Origin of the sequence: Pseudooceanicola lipolyticus (assembly GCF_002786325.1) — a bacterium.
GTDB classification, from domain to species: domain Bacteria; phylum Pseudomonadota; class Alphaproteobacteria; order Rhodobacterales; family Rhodobacteraceae; genus Pseudooceanicola_C; species Pseudooceanicola_C lipolyticus.
In genome coordinates, this window is the sequence record NZ_PGTB01000103.1 from 1 (window position 1) to 14,769 (window position 14,769).

A 14,769-nucleotide genomic window follows, 5' to 3' on the forward strand; every position below is an offset into this window, starting at 1 on the left:
CGAGCCGGCCGCGGCGGGCGCCGCCGCGCCCGCGGGTGGCGGTGCCATCCGCACGCCTTCGGATGTGACCGCCGCGCTGGACCGCATCATCGACTATTACCGTCGCCACGAACCCTCCAGCCCGATTCCGCTGTTGCTGAAACGGGCGCGGCGGCTGGTCAACGCCGATTTCATGACCATCGTGCAGGACCTGGCCCCTGGCGGGGTCGACAACGTGAACCTGATCAGCGGGAACGACGACGAATAATCGCCCGGCTGTGATATGGTTCACAGACCGCAGCAGACTCACCTGGCATTTTGGCGCTATCTGAAGGAGCACCACATGAGCGGAAGTTCACAAAAATTCATTGCCCGCAACCGCGCCCCGCGCGTGCAGATCGAATATGACGTCGAGACCTATAACGGCGAAAAGAAGGTCCAGCTTCCTTTCGTGATGGGGGTGATGAGCGACCTTTCGGGCAAGTCCGAGGTTGAACCGCCCGCCGTGGCGGACCGCAAGTTCCTGGAGATCGATGTCGACAATTTCGACGAGCGGATGAAGGCAATTGCGCCGCGCGCCGCCTTCAACGTGCCCAACACGCTGACCGGCGAAGGCAACCTGGCCGTCGACATCACCTTTGAAAGCATGGAGGATTTTTCCCCCGCCGCCATCGCCAAGAAGATCGCGCCGCTGCGCGAGCTGTTCGAGGCGCGCACCCAGCTGTCCAACCTGATGACCTATATGGACGGCAAGACCGGGGCCGAGGCCCTGATTGCCAAGATCATCCAGGACCCGGCGCTGATGAAGACGCTGGCTGCGCAGCCTGCACCGCAGGCCGAAGGCGAGGAATAGGAGGGGACAAATGGCTGAAGAACAAGCAAAGGTCGCTGAGACCGGCGGCGCCGCCGCGACGCAGGAATCCGAATTCGAGGCGCTGCTGCAAAAGGAGTTCCGCCCGAAATCCGACCAGGCCCGGACGGCGGTGGAAAACGCCGTCAAGACGCTGGCACAGCAGGCGCTGGAAAACACCGCGCTGATCTCCGACGACGCGCTGCGTTCGATCGAGAGCATCGTTGCCGAGATCGACAAGAAGCTGACCGAACAGGTCAACCTGATCCTGCATCACGAAGATTTCCGGCAGATGGAAAGCGCCTGGCGCGGGCTGCATTACCTGGTGAACAACACCGAAACCGACGAGATGTTGAAGATCCGGGTGATGAACATCTCGAAGAAGGACATGCACAAGACCCTGCGCAAGTTCAAGGGCACCGCCTGGGACCAGTCGCCGATCTTCAAGAAGCTTTACGAAGAGGAATTCGGCCAGTTCGGGGGCGAGCCCTATGGTTCGCTGGTGGCGGATTACCATTTCGATCACAGCCCGCAGGATGTGGAACTGCTGGGCGAGATGTCGAAGATCGCCGCCTCGGCCCATGCGCCGCTGATCACCGGGGCCAAGCCCAGCCTGTTCCAGATGGACAGCTGGTCGGAACTGGCCAATCCGCGCGATCTGACCAAGATCTTCCAGACCCCCGAATATGCTTCGTGGCGGTCGCTGCGCGAAAGCGAGGACAGTAAATATGTCGGCCTGGCGATGCCGCGTTTCCTGGGCCGTCTGCCCTATGGCGCCAAGACCGAGCCGGTGGAGGAATTCGCCTTCGAAGAGGATACCTCGGGGGCCGATAGCGACAAGTACAGCTGGATCAACGCCGCCTATGGCATGGCGGTGAACATCAACCGGTCGTTCAAGACCTATGGCTGGTGTTCGCGGATCCGCGGGGTGGAAAGCGGCGGTGCATTGGAGAACCTGCCGTCGCATACCTTCCCCACCGATGATGGCGGGGTCGATCAGAAATGCCCGACCGAGATCGCGATTTCCGACCGGCGCGAGGCCGAACTGGCCAAGAACGGGATGATGCCGCTGATCCACCGGAAGAATTCGGATGTGGCGGCGTTTATCGGCGCGCAGTCGCTGCACAAGCCGGCGGAATACGAGGATCCCGACGCCACCGCCAATGCCAACCTGGCGGCGCGGCTGCCCTATCTGTTCGCCACCTGCCGGTTCGCGCATTACCTGAAATGCATGGCGCGCGACAAGGTCGGCTCGTTCAAGAGCCGGACGGACATGGAGAACTGGCTGCAGAACTGGATCAGCCAGTATGTCGATTTCAACGCCGAGGTCTCGTCGGAACGCGAGAAGGCGCGCAAGCCGCTCGCCGCGGCCGAGGTCGTCGTGGAAGAAGTGGAGGGTAACCCGGGATATTATTCATCTAAATTTTATTTGCGCCCTCACTACCAGCTGGAGGGATTGTCAGTGTCCTTGAGGCTGGTTTCGAAACTGCCTTCGGAGAAAGGGGCGTAAATTACCGCGCCCTGAAGGTTGACCCAGGACTCGGCGCGCAGCGCCGCTCACGGAAAGGATAGAAAATGGAAAATACATTTATCAGCATCGGCGACATCAAGGGCGAATGCATGGAGCGCAACCACAAGGAGTGGATCCCCGCCAAGACCCTGTCGTGGGAAGTCACCCGCACGCTGGATATGGACGATCTGGGCACCACCCAGCGCGGCTATGCCAATTCCAGCTTTGGCAAGGTCAGCGTCACCACCGAGCTGAGCGTCGCCTCGCCCAAGCTGATGCTGTCGGTGGCCGACGGCACCACGCGCAAGGAAATCACCATCGAGATGTGCCGCTCGTCCGACAGCGCCGGCAAGGGGATGGAACCCTACCTGATCTGGAAACTCTTTGATGTCACCATCGACAAGTACGAAGTGTCGGGCGGTGAAGAGCAGATCCCCGAGGAAGGCTGGGACATGGCCTATCGCCGGATCGAGGTGCAGTACAAGAAGGCCGATCCGGCCACCGGGGCGCTGTCTCCGGGCGGTGATTTCAGCTGGGATCTGATGGCCGGCGAAATGGGCTGATCCGGTCTTTCGCGATCCCCGTCCGGGCCTTTTTGCAAGGCCCGGACCGTTTTTGTCTGACTGCCATCTGGATCCGGCGCCATGTCACCCGAAGACCATCTGAAAGCTGGCGACCCGGAGGCGGCGCTGGCGGCGCTGCAGGCCAAGGTGCGCGCCGATGCGGCCGACCCGAAACTGCGGGTCTTCCTGTTCCAGCTGCTCTGCGTGCTGGGCGACTGGAAGCGCGCGATTGCCCAGCTCAAGCTGTGCGCCGAACTGGATGCCGGGCTGACGCTGATGGCCCGTACCTATCGCGAGGCGATCATCTGCGAGGTTTACCGCGAAAAGGTGTTTTCCGGCGATAAGGAGCCGCTGGTATTCGGCGAGCCGCAGCAATGGCTGGCGCTGCTGATCGAGGCGCAGAAGCTGCTGGCGCAGGGCCGTGCGGCCGAGGCGGCCGACCTGCGCGCCCGTGCGTTCGACGCCGCGCCGGTGACGGCGGGCGAGGCCGACGGGGTACGCTTCGACTGGATCGCCGATGCCGATATGCGCCTAGGCCCGGTGCTGGAGGTGATTGTCAACGGACGCTATTTCTGGATGCCGTTCAGCGCCCTTGAGGCGGTCGAGGTCGAGGCTCCGGCAGATTTGCGTGACCTGGTCTGGACCGCGGCCAGCCTGACCCTGGCCAATGGCGGCCAGGTGCCGGCACTGATCCCGACCCGCTATGCCGGGACCACCACGGCAGGGGATGGCGCCGAGAGGTTGGCGCGTGCCACCCGCTGGCAGGATGCCGGCGGCGAGACCTTTGCCGGGATCGGCCAGCGCCTGCTGGCCACCGATCAGGCCGAGATCGCGCTGATGGATTTGCGGCTGCTGAAACTGGACAGCGCCGCGACAGGGGCCGCGGATGGCTGACAAGACCTTGTCAGAACGTTTGCAGCCCTCGCTGCTGGACCGGCTGACCGATGTCGCGCCGCGCGAGAAGAAGGAAAGCCGCGACGCCCGCGTTATCGACATGACCCGCCTGCGCGAGATCATCCAGCGCGACCTCAGCTGGCTGCTGAACACCAACAACCTGGAAAGCAGCTTTGATGCCGAGCAGTTCCCGCATGTTGCCCGCTCGGTGCTGAATTACGGCATGCGCGAGGTTTCGGGCGAGTTTTCCACCGCCGACCGGGCCGAGATGATCCGCCGGTCGATCGAACGCGCGATCCGCCAGCACGAACCGCGCATCATCGACGGCACTGTCGAGGTGACGATCAGTCCGGACGAGGCCAGCAGCAACATGACCGTGGCGCTGAACATCCGCGCCGATATGTGGGCGCAGCCACTGCCGCTGGAGCTGTTCTTGCGCAGCACCGTCGACGTGACCACCGGCGAGGTTTCCGTGGAAAGGAGCCTGTAGTGGATACGCGGCTGATGAAGCATTACGAGGCCGAGCTGCGTTACCTGCGCGACATGGGCGCGGAATTTGCCGAGGCCTATCCGAAAATTGCCGCGCGGCTGGGGATGGAAGGGGTCGAGGTGCTCGACCCCTATGTCGAGCGGCTGCTGGAGGGGGTCGCCTTCCTGTCGGCGCGGGTGCAGCTTGAGCTGGAACTGCAATATCCCAATTTCACCGCGAACCTGCTGGAAATCGTCTATCCGCATTACCTGGCGCCGACGCCGTCGATGATGATCGCGGCGTTCGAGCCGGATATCACCAATTCGGCGGTCAAGAGCGGCTATGTGCTGCCGCGCCAGACCGTTCTGCGCACCCGGCTGAGCGAGAACGAGCAGACGCCCTGCGAGTTCCGCACCGCCGCCGACGTGACGCTGTGGCCGATCGAGATTGCCGAGGCCGAATATATCGACGGGCGTGGCGATCTGGTGGCGGCAGGGGTGGCCGGTGGAACCGAGGCCCGCGCCGGCATCCGCCTGCGCCTGCGGCGCACCGATGGCGACAAGATCGCGGCGCTGCCGATGGACCGCCTGACGCTGCATCTGGGTGGTGGTTCGGGCAATAACTGGATGCTGCTGGAACTGCTCTGCACCCAGGCCACCGCGCTGTGCGGCCGGTCGACCGACCGGCGCGCCGATTGGGCGCAGCCGTTGCCGGCCGGCGCGGTGCGCCCGCGCGGCTATGAACGTGACGAGGCGCTGCTGCCGGCGCCGCGCCGGTCCTTCGACGGCTACCGCCTGTTGCAGGAATATTTCGCCATGCCGCAGCGGTTCCTGTTTGTCGAACTTCAAGGCCTGCGCCCGGCGCTGGAAAAGGCCACCGGCAGCGATGTGGACATCTACATCCTGCTGCGCGAGGGGCGGCGCGAGGCGGCGCCGATGGTGGTTCCCGAAGCGTTTGTTCTGCACGCGGTGCCGGCGATCAACCTGTTCCCGCGCCGCTGCGACCGGGTGCATGTGTCGTCGCGCGACACCGAACAGCATGTCGTGCCCAACCGCACCGCGGCGATGGATTTCGAAATCCACACCCTGGAGCAGGTGATCGGGATCAGCAGCGACGGCAGCGACGATGTCGAGTTCCGCCCGTTCTATTCCGCCAGCGACCTGACCGCCGCCGGTGAAACCCATCCGGCCTATTACACCCTGCGCCGCCGAATGCGGCAAAGGTCAGAGAAAGAGCGCCTGCGCGGGGTGCGCACCTCTTACCTGGGCTCGGAGGTGTACCTGACGCTGGTCGACCGCGCCCAGGCGCCGTATCGGGCCGGGCTGGACCAGCTGGCGGTGCGGGCGCTGTGTTCGAACCGGGATCTGCCGATGCTGCTGAGCACCGGCGATGTCGACGTGTTTCACCTGACCGAGGGCGGGCCGGTCAAATCCATCCGCCTGCCGGTGTCGCCGACGCGGCCGCATCCAACCTTGGCGCAGGGCGATACCGCCTGGCGGCTGATCAGCCATCTGAGCCTGAATTACCTGTCGATCGCCGAGAGCGGCGAGGGCTCTTCGGCCGCCGCGCTGCGCGAGCTGATCGGGCTTTATGCGCCGCTGGGCGACCGGGTGACGGAAAAGCAGCTGGAAGGCGTGGTCTCGGTCACCAGCCGGCCCATCGTGCGCCGGATGAGCGACGAGGTGCTGTCGACCGCGGTGCGCGGCCTGGAGATCACCATCGGTTTTGACGAAAGCTTTTTCGAAGGCAGCAGCGTGTTTGTGCTGGGCGCCGTTCTGGAACGGTTCCTGCGCAAATACGCCACCATCAACAGTTTTACCGAAACCGTTCTGACAACGCAGAAACGCGGGGAAATAGCCAGATGGCGACCGGAAAGGGGGCGGGGCCGGACGATCTGAGCCATCTCGACCGGCTGGCCGCGGCGCCCGATACCTATCATATCTTCCACGCCCTCCGGGTGATCGAGGCGGCGCATCCCGAGGCTCCGCGCCTGGGCGAAAGCCGCCGCCCGCGCGACGACCGGGTGCGGCTGGGGCAGGAGGCCGAATTGGCCTTTCCGCCGGCGACCATCGCCAGTTTCACGCCGCCGGCGGGCACCCGCCCCGGACGGCTGATCAACCGCTTCTTTGGGCTGTTCGGGCCGCAGGGGCCACTGCCGCTGCATCTGACGGAATATGTGCGCGACCGCACCCGCAACCACCGCGATCACACGCTGGTGGCCTTTGCCGACATGCTCATCCACCGGATCACCGGGCTGTTCTATCGTGCCTGGACCATGGGCCAGCCGGCGGCGAGTTTCGACCGTGGCGACGATCCGCTGGGCCGCAAGGTGGCGGCGCTGGGCGGGTATCACGGCGACCATCTGCGCGACCGCGACGCGCTGCCGGATCTGGCGCGGCTGCATTTCACCGCGCAATTCGCCCAGGGCGCGCGCAACCCCGAGGGGCTGGTGGCGATCCTGACCGGCTATTTCGGCGTGCCGGTGGAACTGGAGGAATTTGTCGGCAGCTGGCTGGAGCTGGAGCCCGACGACCAGTGGCAGCTGGGCGCGCCCGGCGGGCTGGGCCAGACCACCAGCCTGGGCCGGCAGGTCTGGACCCGGGGCGACAAGTTCCGCCTGAAGATCGGGCCGCTGCCGCTGGAGGATTTCGAACGCCTGCTGCCCGGCGGTGAATCTCTGCCGCGGTTGCGCGCGGCGGTGCGCAACTATGTCGGTGACGCGCTGGACTGGGATATCAACCTGGTGCTGGCGGGCGACGCGGTGCCCAGGGCCAGCCTGGGCGGCAAGACGCGGCTGGGCCATACCAGCTGGATCGCCACGCGGCGCGACGACGAGGCCGAGCGGCCGGATGCCGAGGACCTGTTCCTCTATCCGGCGGCGCCGGCCGACGGGGCCGGACCCGGCATGACCGGGCTCAGATTGGGAAGGTGATGAGATGACCGAAATCAGCCGTGTCTCCCTGTTCGGGAAGTTGAACAAGCTGGGTTACCAGGCGGTGGAAAGCGCCACCGTCTTCTGCAAGATGCGCGGCAACCCCTATGTCGAGGTGGCGCATTGGCTGCACCAGATCCTGAACCTGCAGGACAGCGACCTGCACCGGATCATCCGCCATTACGACCTGGATCCGGGCCGCATCGCCACCGAGATCACCCGCGCGCTGGATGGTCTGCCGCGCGGCGCGACCTCGATTTCCGACCTGTCGGATCACCTGCTGGACGCGATGGAGCGGGGATGGGTCTGGGGGTCGCTGCTGTATTCCTCCAGCCAGGTGCGCACCGGGCATCTGCTGCTGGGGATGCTGAAAACCCCGGCCTTGCGCAACATCCTGATCGCGATCTCGCCCGAGCTGGGCAAGATCGGGCCGGATGACCTGGCCGACCATTTCGGCAAGGCGACCGATGGCTCGCCGGAAGAGGCGCTGCGCCCGCGCGACGGCTCGCAAACTGGCGGCGGGGTCGAGCCGGGCGAGGCCAGCGGCGCGCGCGCCGCGCAGCTGGGCGGCGGCGAGGCGCTGGCGCAATATTGCACCGACCTGACCGAACAGGCCCGCAAGGGCGAGATCGACCCGATTGTCGGGCGCGACGAAGAGATCCGCCAGATCATCGACGTGCTGATGCGGCGGCGGCAGAACAACCCGATCCTGACCGGCGAGGCCGGGGTGGGCAAGACGGCGGTGGTGGAAGGCTTTGCCCGGCGCATCGCGCGGGGCGACGTGCCGCCGGCGCTGAAAGAGGTGCGGCTGCTGGTGCTGGATGTCGGACTGTTGCAGGCCGGCGCCAGCATGAAGGGCGAATTCGAAAACCGCCTGCGCCAGGTGATCGACGAGGTGCAGGCCAGCCCGGTGCCGATCGTGATGTTCGTGGATGAGACCCACACGCTGGTCGGGGCCGGCGGCGCCGCGGGCACCGGCGATGCCGCAAACCTGCTGAAACCGGCGCTGGCGCGCGGCACGCTCAGGACCATCGGCGCCACGACCTGGGCGGAATACAAGAAATATATCGAAAAGGATCCGGCGCTGACCCGCCGCTTCCAGGTGGTGCAGGTGGACGAGCCGGACATTCCCAAGGCGGTGCTGATGATGCGCGGCATCGCCTCGATGCTGGAAAAGCACCACCGGGTGCAGGTGCTGGACGAGGGGATCGAGGCGGCGGTGACCTTGTCGGCGCGCTATATCCCGGCGCGGCAGCTGCCTGACAAATCGGTCAGCCTGCTGGACACGGCCTGCGCCCGCGTGGCGGTCAGCCAGCACGCGGTGCCGGCCGAGGTGGATGACAGCCAGCGCCGTCTGGAGGCGCTGGCGACCGAGCTGGAGATCATCGACCGTGACGAAACCGCCGGCTATGACGTCGCCGACCGGCGCGAGGCGGTAAGCGCCGCGAAACAGGCCGAAGAGGCACGCCTGGCCGACCTGAGCGAGCGCTGGGACAAGGAAAAGGCGGTGGTCGAGGCGATCCTCGAGCTGCGTGCCAAGCTGCGCGAGGGGGCGCAGCCGGTGGATGCGGCAGGCGCGGTGATCGAGGACGCGGAGACCAACCCGCCGCATGACCACGCGGCGCGGGTGGCGCTGCTGGCCGAGCTGAAGGCCCGGAACAAGGAGCTGGAGACGCTGCAGGGCGAAAGCCCGCTGATCCTGCCGATTGTCGACCACCAGGCGGTGGCCAGCGTCGTCGGCGACTGGACCGGCATTCCGGTGGGAAGGATGGTGAAGGACGAGATCGACACCATCCTGCACCTGGAAGACCACCTGGCCAAGCGGGTGATCGGCCAGGACCACGCGATGAAGATGATCGCCAAGCGCATCCAGACCTCGCGCGCGGGGCTGGACAACCCGTCAAAACCGATCGGGGTGTTCCTGCTGGCCGGCACTTCTGGCGTGGGCAAAACCGAGACCGCGCTGGCGCTGGCCGAGGTGCTGTATGGCGGCGAGCAGAATGTCATCACCATCAATATGTCCGAATATCAGGAGGCGCATACGGTCAGCTCGCTGAAAGGCGCGCCGCCGGGATATGTCGGCTATGGCGAGGGCGGGGTGCTGACCGAGGCGGTGCGGCGCAAACCCTATTCCGTGGTACTGCTGGACGAGGTGGAAAAGGCCCATCCGGACGTGCACGAGATCTTCTTCCAGGTCTTCGACAAGGGGGTGATGGAAGATGGCGAGGGCCGGCTGATCGATTTCAAGAACACACTGATCCTGCTGACCTCGAATGCCGGGTCCGAGCTGATCATGGATCTCTGCGCCGATCCCGACCTGATGCCCGAACCCGAGGGCATCGCCAAGGCGCTGCGCGAGCCGCTGCTGAAGATCTTCCCGGCCGCCCTGTTGGGCCGGCTGGTGACGATTCCCTATTACCCGCTGAGCCCGCAGATGATTGCCCAGATCACCCGGCTACAGCTGGGCCGCATCCAGAAACGGGTGCGCGACAGCCACGGCGTGCCGCTCAGCTATTCCGACGCGGTGGTCGACACCATCGTCGAACGCTGCCAGGAGCTGGAAAGCGGTGGCCGGATGATCGATGCCATTGTCACCAACACCATGCTGCCGGAAATTTCCAACGAATTTCTGCGCCGCATGATGTCGGGACAGCAGATCGGCAAGGTGGCGATTGACGTTACCGGCAATGAGTTCAATTACAGCTTTGACTGACGCCGGAGCTCTGGGGAGGATATGATCCGGCGCAGCCTGAAGCAATGAAAGGTTCAAAGGAACAAGATGGCTGAGCTGGCACTTTCCGCAAGCCGTGAACGGGTGCGCCAACTGGTGGAACGCAACCGTTTCAAAAACGCGATCATGACAGTGATCATCATCAACGCGGTGACACTGGGCATGTCGACCTCGGAAACGCTGATGGCCTCGATGGGGCCGATCCTGAACAGCATCGACATGCTGGCGCTGACGATTTTCGTGGTCGAGCTGTTGCTGAAACTTTACGCCTATCGGCTGGAGTTCTTCAAAAGCGCCTGGAACGTGTTCGACCTGATTGTCGTGGTGATCGGGCTGATCCCCACCGGTGGCGGCTTGTCGGCGCTGCGGGGGCTGCGGGTGATCCGCACCTTGCGGCTGCTGTCGGTGGTGCCGCAGATGCGCGCGGTGGTGCAGGCGCTGCTGGATGCGCTGCCCGGCATGGGCGCGGTGATCATCATGATCTCGATCGTGTTTTACGTGTTCGGGGTGATGGCGACGCTGATGTATGGCGAGGCGTTCAACGAATGGTTCGGCACGCTGGGCCGGTCGCTGTACACGCTGTTCCAGATCATGACGCTGGAAAGCTGGTCGATGGGCATCGTCCGCCCGGTGATGGAACGGTTTCCCGCCTCGTGGATGTTCTTCGTGCCATTCATCATCGTCACCGCCTTTTCGGTGCTGAACCTGTTCATCGGCCTGCTGGTCAACACCATGCAATCGGCGGTGGAAGAGGAACAGCGCGACGAGATCCACGAATTGCAGGCGCTGGTGAAATCGGAAACCGACGTGGTCGACGCCCATGTGCTGGAACTGCACAAGGAACTGCGGGAAGAATTGAAGGCGCTGCGCCGCGAGATTGCAGACCTGCGACAGGCGCAAGGCAGCGGGTCTGCCGGAATGTGAACCAGTTCATTGATCTGGCCTTGCCGGCGGTGTCTTCTGCCGGTTGCATCGAGAGGGAAAGTCCATGACGGAACGCCATGTTACCTTGAAAGGCAAGATCGAGGAGCTGGGCCAGCTCAAGCGCGACGGCAATGATCTGTGGTGGGTGACCGGTGCCATCGTGCGCGAAGGCTTCGGCACGCTGACCGACATGACCGTCGAATTCGTCACCGGTGCGCAGGTCGAGCTGAGGCAGCTGGTCGGCCAGCCGATGGCGGTGGAACTGGAAGACAAGCGGTCGCAGAAGCGGCGCAGCTTTGCCGGTATCTGCGTTTCGCTGGAATGCCTGGGGCAGGTCGTCTCGGAAGACGGGCTGCGGTATCACCACGTGGCCAAGGTGCGGCACTGGCTGTGGATGCTGACGCGGACCACCAACAACCGCATCTTCCAGGACATGAGCACGGTGGAGATCATCGAAAAGGTGTTTGCCGATCACGGCTTTTCCGGGTTCCAGAAGCAGCTGCGCGAAAGCTATGAGCCGCGGGAATATTGCGTTCAGTACCACGAGACCGATTTCGATTTCCTCAGCCGGCTGATGCAGGAAGAAGGGATATATTATTTTTTCGACAATGCCCTTGGCACCGGCGCCGCCAATGACCTGGTGCTGTGCGACGATGCCTCGGGCTCGCACAAGGTGAACCCGGCGCAGGCGGCGCTGATCTTCACCGGCAGCGGTGGCCGCGAGGCCGAGGCGGGCGACAAGATCACCGATTGGTCGCGTTCGGAGAACGTGATTTCGGGCAAGGTCACGCTGAACGATTTCGACATGCTGGTGCCGACATCCGATCTCAAGGTGCTTGAGAAAACCGGGGTGAAAACCAGCCATGCCCATGCCGAGTACGAGCTGTATGGCTATCCCGGCAAGTTCCGCAAGGACAGCGCCCGCGGCCAGCGCCATGCGCGGGTGCGGATGCAGGCCGAGGAGGTGGCGTTCCAGACCCGGCGCGGCGCCACCAATGCGCGCAGCCTGTCGACCGGCTATCTGTTCGAGCTAAAGGAGGCCGACAAGGAAAGCGGCAAATACCTGGTGACCGAGGCGGTACATTACATCCGCCCCACCGACAGCCTGCGGATCGATCCCGGCCGGCTGGACCGTGATCGCGAGGATCTGAAATACCCCAAGGAGCTGGAGAAGAAGACCGATTATGTCTGCTATTTCGGGGCGATCCCGGAAAAACAACAGTTTCGGTCGAAGTCGACAGTGCCCTGGCCGGCAATCGCCGGCCTGCATACCGCCATCGTGACCGGCAAGGATGGCGAAGAGATCTGGACCGACGAATATGGCCGCATCAAGGTGCGGTTTCATTGGGATCGCGAGGGCGGTCAGGATGAGAATTCGTCGTGCTGGGTGCGGGTGGCGACGCCCTGGTCGGGCAAGGAATGGGGCATGATCGCTGTGCCCCGGATCGGCCAGGAGGTGGTGATCCAGTTCGAAGAGGGCGATCCCGACCGGCCGATCTGCACCGGGATGCTGTGGAACAACGACACCAAGCCGCCCTATGCGTTGCCGGAACATGCCACCCAGCTGGGTCTGCGGTCGAATTCCTCGAAGGGGGGCGGCGGCTATAACGAACTGATGTTCGAGGACAAGAAAGGCGCCGAGTTGATGCGCGTGCAGGCGCAGAAGGATCACCAGTGCCTGATCAAGAACAAGTCGGTGGTGACCATCGGCCAGAACGAGGTCGATGCCGGTGAGCATGACGAGGAAGGATCGCTGAGCGAGGTGATCCGCAACCACGTCACCCGCACGATCCAGGAAGGCAACCACTATCACACGATCAAGCAGGGCGACGAGGAGCTCAAGATCGAGACCGGCAGCCAGAAGATCGAGATCGAGACCGACAAGACCCAGACCATCCAGAAGAACTACACCACCACCGTCGCCCAGGGCGATCAGAGGACCGAGGTGGATATGGGCGACCAGGACACCGAGGTGAAGATGGGCAACATCACGGTCAGGGCCAATATGGGCAAGATCGAGATGGAGGCGATGCAGAGTATCGAGCTGAAGGTTGGGGCCAGTTCGATCAAGATCGAACCGGCCAAGATCACGGTGAACAGCGTGATGGTGGAGGTTCAGGGCAATGCCAAGACCGAGATCAAGAGCGGCGGCCTGACCCAGGTGACCTCTGGCGGTATCACCATGATCAGCGGCGGGCCGCTGGTGAAGATCAACTAGGGTGGGGCGGCGATGAGCGAACGGTTTCACGATCTCACCAAGGTGCCGAAACAGCCGGCGGCCAAGCTGCTGGCGCGGGCGGGTATGAAGTTGCAGGTTCCGATCGACGCGCCGGCCAGCGCCTTGCCCGAGGTGGTGCTGTCTGAACTGGCGGCCAAGGCGGAATGGATCGAACTGCTGAAGCTGCTGGCGGTGCTGCTGCCGCCGCGCGAACGGGTCTGGTGGGCCTGCCTGGCGGCGCGCGATTTCATCGGCGCGAAATCCCCCACCGATCCGCTGCCGCTGGCGGCGGCGGAGGCCTGGGTGTTCGAACCGAACGAGACCAACCGCGCCGCGGTGCTGGCGGCGCTGCAAGACAGCGACCCTGCCGACGACACCGTGCATTGCGCCTCGGCGGCGCTGTATTTCAACGGTACGCTGGGGCCGGACGACATGGCCGAGCATCCCGCACCGCCCGGAGGCGCCGAACTTTCTGCCTTTGCAATGAATGTGGTAGCACTGGGGAAGCTGTCTGATAGGTTTGACAGCCATATGCAGGTGCTGATCGACCGGGCGCTGGAGATCGCCCGCGGCGGCAGCGGACGCAGCGCCGGCGCGGCACCGGAGACGGAGGAAAAGGCATGACATTTCCGCAGCACCGCATGTTCGACAATGTGCTTTGCGCCATGTTCGCGCCATCGCCTGCTGGCCCGGTGCCGGGCACGTCGGTGACGATGACGCCCTGCGCCCCGACGGTTCTGGTGGCCAACCAGCCGGCGGCGCGGCTGGGCGACATGCACCCGTCGGGCCTGGGGCCGCATCCTTTGGTCAAAGGCTCGGCAACGGTGCTGATCGCCAATCAGCCGGCGGCGCGCATGCTGGACAATTGCGGCTGCGGCGGCATGGCGCTCAAGGGCGAAATGACCGTTCTGACCGGAGGTTGAGCCACGCGACGATGGGTGTGACGCTGAAATTCCAGTCCTCGGGCACGGTGCCCGGAAATGCCCGCCCGGTGACCATGCAGGGCGGCAGCCTGACCGTGGGGCGCGGCCCGGCCAATGACCTGGTGCTGCCCGATCCCGACCGCACCCTGTCGAAAAGCCATTTCGTGATCGAGGATCACAATGGCAACGTGGTGGTGGTGGATCTGTCGACCAACGGCACCTTTCTGAACTATTCCAAGATCCCGCTGGGGCGCACGCCGACACCGCTGAACAGCGGCGACGTTCTGGGGCTGGGGCCCTACGAGCTGGTGGTCGAGATCAGCCAGCCGGGGCGCAGCGATGCGATTGCCCCGCCGGCGGCGCAGGACCCGCTGTCGCCCGGCCGGGCCGAGCGCGCGCCCGATCCGCTGGACCTGTTGGACGATGCCGGGCCGGGGGGCGATTTCTTGGACAACCTGCTGGGGCCGGAAAAGCCCACCGGTCCGTCGCAGTTCAAACCGGCCGATCCGATCGACGAGCTGCTGCCGCCGCTGGACGAGGAGGCGCCGTTTTTCGGCAGGCCCGATGACGGACGCGGCGGGCAGGGCGCCAGCCAGCCGGCGCATAACCCGTCGACGCAGGACAGTTTCCGCCCGCAGGCCACCGGCGGGCAGAACCTGATCCCGGATGACTGGGACGACCTGTTCGAAGGTATCGAGGACAGCGCCGCCGCCGCACATCCCGCCGCACCGCAGCCCGCGCCGCCCGAGGCTGACGCGCCCCCGCCCGCACCCGCA

Annotated in this window: 13 protein-coding genes and 1 pseudogene; all 14 read left to right on the top strand. The window is 64.6% G+C overall.

The genetic code is table 11. The annotated features are described in order from the left end of the window. Positions 1-247 (top strand): annotated as a pseudogene (locus CVM52_RS26990) (type VI secretion system protein TssA); the annotation flags it as partial. Positions 248-322: 75 nt separating this feature from the next. Next, a complete protein-coding gene (tssB, locus tag CVM52_RS18020; RefSeq protein ID WP_100163828.1) occupies positions 323-832 on the top strand; it encodes a type VI secretion system contractile sheath small subunit in 510 nt (169 codons plus the stop codon). A gap of 10 nt (positions 833-842) precedes the next feature. Beyond that, complete coding sequence (gene tssC / locus CVM52_RS18025) at positions 843-2,339, top strand: type VI secretion system contractile sheath large subunit (protein WP_100163829.1); 1,497 nt, start codon at positions 843-845, stop codon at positions 2,337-2,339. A 65-nt stretch (positions 2,340-2,404) separates the two neighbouring features. Next, the gene (locus CVM52_RS18030) at positions 2,405-2,902 is read left to right on the top strand and encodes an Hcp family type VI secretion system effector (RefSeq protein WP_100163830.1); all 498 of its coding nucleotides are present in this window, start codon (positions 2,405-2,407) and stop codon (positions 2,900-2,902) included. Positions 2,903-2,983: 81 nt separating this feature from the next. Next, complete coding sequence (locus CVM52_RS18035; RefSeq protein ID WP_100163831.1) at positions 2,984-3,796, top strand: type VI secretion system accessory protein TagJ; 813 nt, start codon at positions 2,984-2,986, stop codon at positions 3,794-3,796. After that, a complete protein-coding gene (gene tssE / locus CVM52_RS18040) occupies positions 3,789-4,286 on the top strand; it encodes a type VI secretion system baseplate subunit TssE (protein ID WP_100163832.1) in 498 nt (165 codons plus the stop codon). The genes CVM52_RS18035 and tssE overlap by 8 nt, the downstream gene beginning before the upstream one ends. Then, positions 4,286-6,163, top strand: coding sequence for a type VI secretion system baseplate subunit TssF (gene tssF / locus CVM52_RS18045; protein WP_100163833.1), 1,878 nt, complete (start codon positions 4,286-4,288; stop codon positions 6,161-6,163). Before tssE ends, tssF begins: the two co-directional genes overlap by 1 nt. Continuing rightward, on the top strand, positions 6,127-7,197 hold the full coding sequence (gene tssG / locus CVM52_RS18050; RefSeq protein ID WP_100163834.1) for a type VI secretion system baseplate subunit TssG: 1,071 nt from the start codon (positions 6,127-6,129) through the stop codon (positions 7,195-7,197). Before tssF ends, tssG begins: the two co-directional genes overlap by 37 nt. A 4-nt stretch (positions 7,198-7,201) precedes the next feature. After that, a complete protein-coding gene (tssH, locus tag CVM52_RS18055) occupies positions 7,202-9,910 on the top strand; it encodes a type VI secretion system ATPase TssH (protein WP_100163835.1) in 2,709 nt (902 codons plus the stop codon). Positions 9,911-9,976: 66 nt separating this feature from the next. Continuing rightward, positions 9,977-10,852, top strand: a complete 876-nt coding sequence (locus tag CVM52_RS18060) for an ion transporter (protein WP_100163836.1) — start codon at positions 9,977-9,979, stop codon at positions 10,850-10,852. 64 nt (positions 10,853-10,916) lie between these two features. After that, entirely contained in the window at positions 10,917-13,070 is a 2,154-nt protein-coding gene (locus tag CVM52_RS18065) for a type VI secretion system Vgr family protein (RefSeq protein WP_100163837.1), read from the top strand. A gap of 12 nt (positions 13,071-13,082) precedes the next feature. Then, the gene (locus tag CVM52_RS18070; protein WP_100163838.1) at positions 13,083-13,694 is read left to right on the top strand and encodes a DUF6931 family protein; all 612 of its coding nucleotides are present in this window, start codon (positions 13,083-13,085) and stop codon (positions 13,692-13,694) included. Beyond that, positions 13,691-13,993 carry a PAAR domain-containing protein gene (locus CVM52_RS18075; protein WP_100163839.1) on the top strand — a complete coding sequence of 101 codons (303 nt, stop codon included), beginning with the start codon at positions 13,691-13,693 and terminating at the stop codon, positions 13,991-13,993. The genes CVM52_RS18070 and CVM52_RS18075 overlap by 4 nt, the downstream gene beginning before the upstream one ends. Further along, positions 13,990-14,769: type VI secretion system-associated FHA domain protein (locus CVM52_RS18080; RefSeq protein WP_240620994.1), on the top strand; the 780-nt coding region annotated here is incomplete at its 3' end. The genes CVM52_RS18075 and CVM52_RS18080, both read left to right, overlap by 4 nt.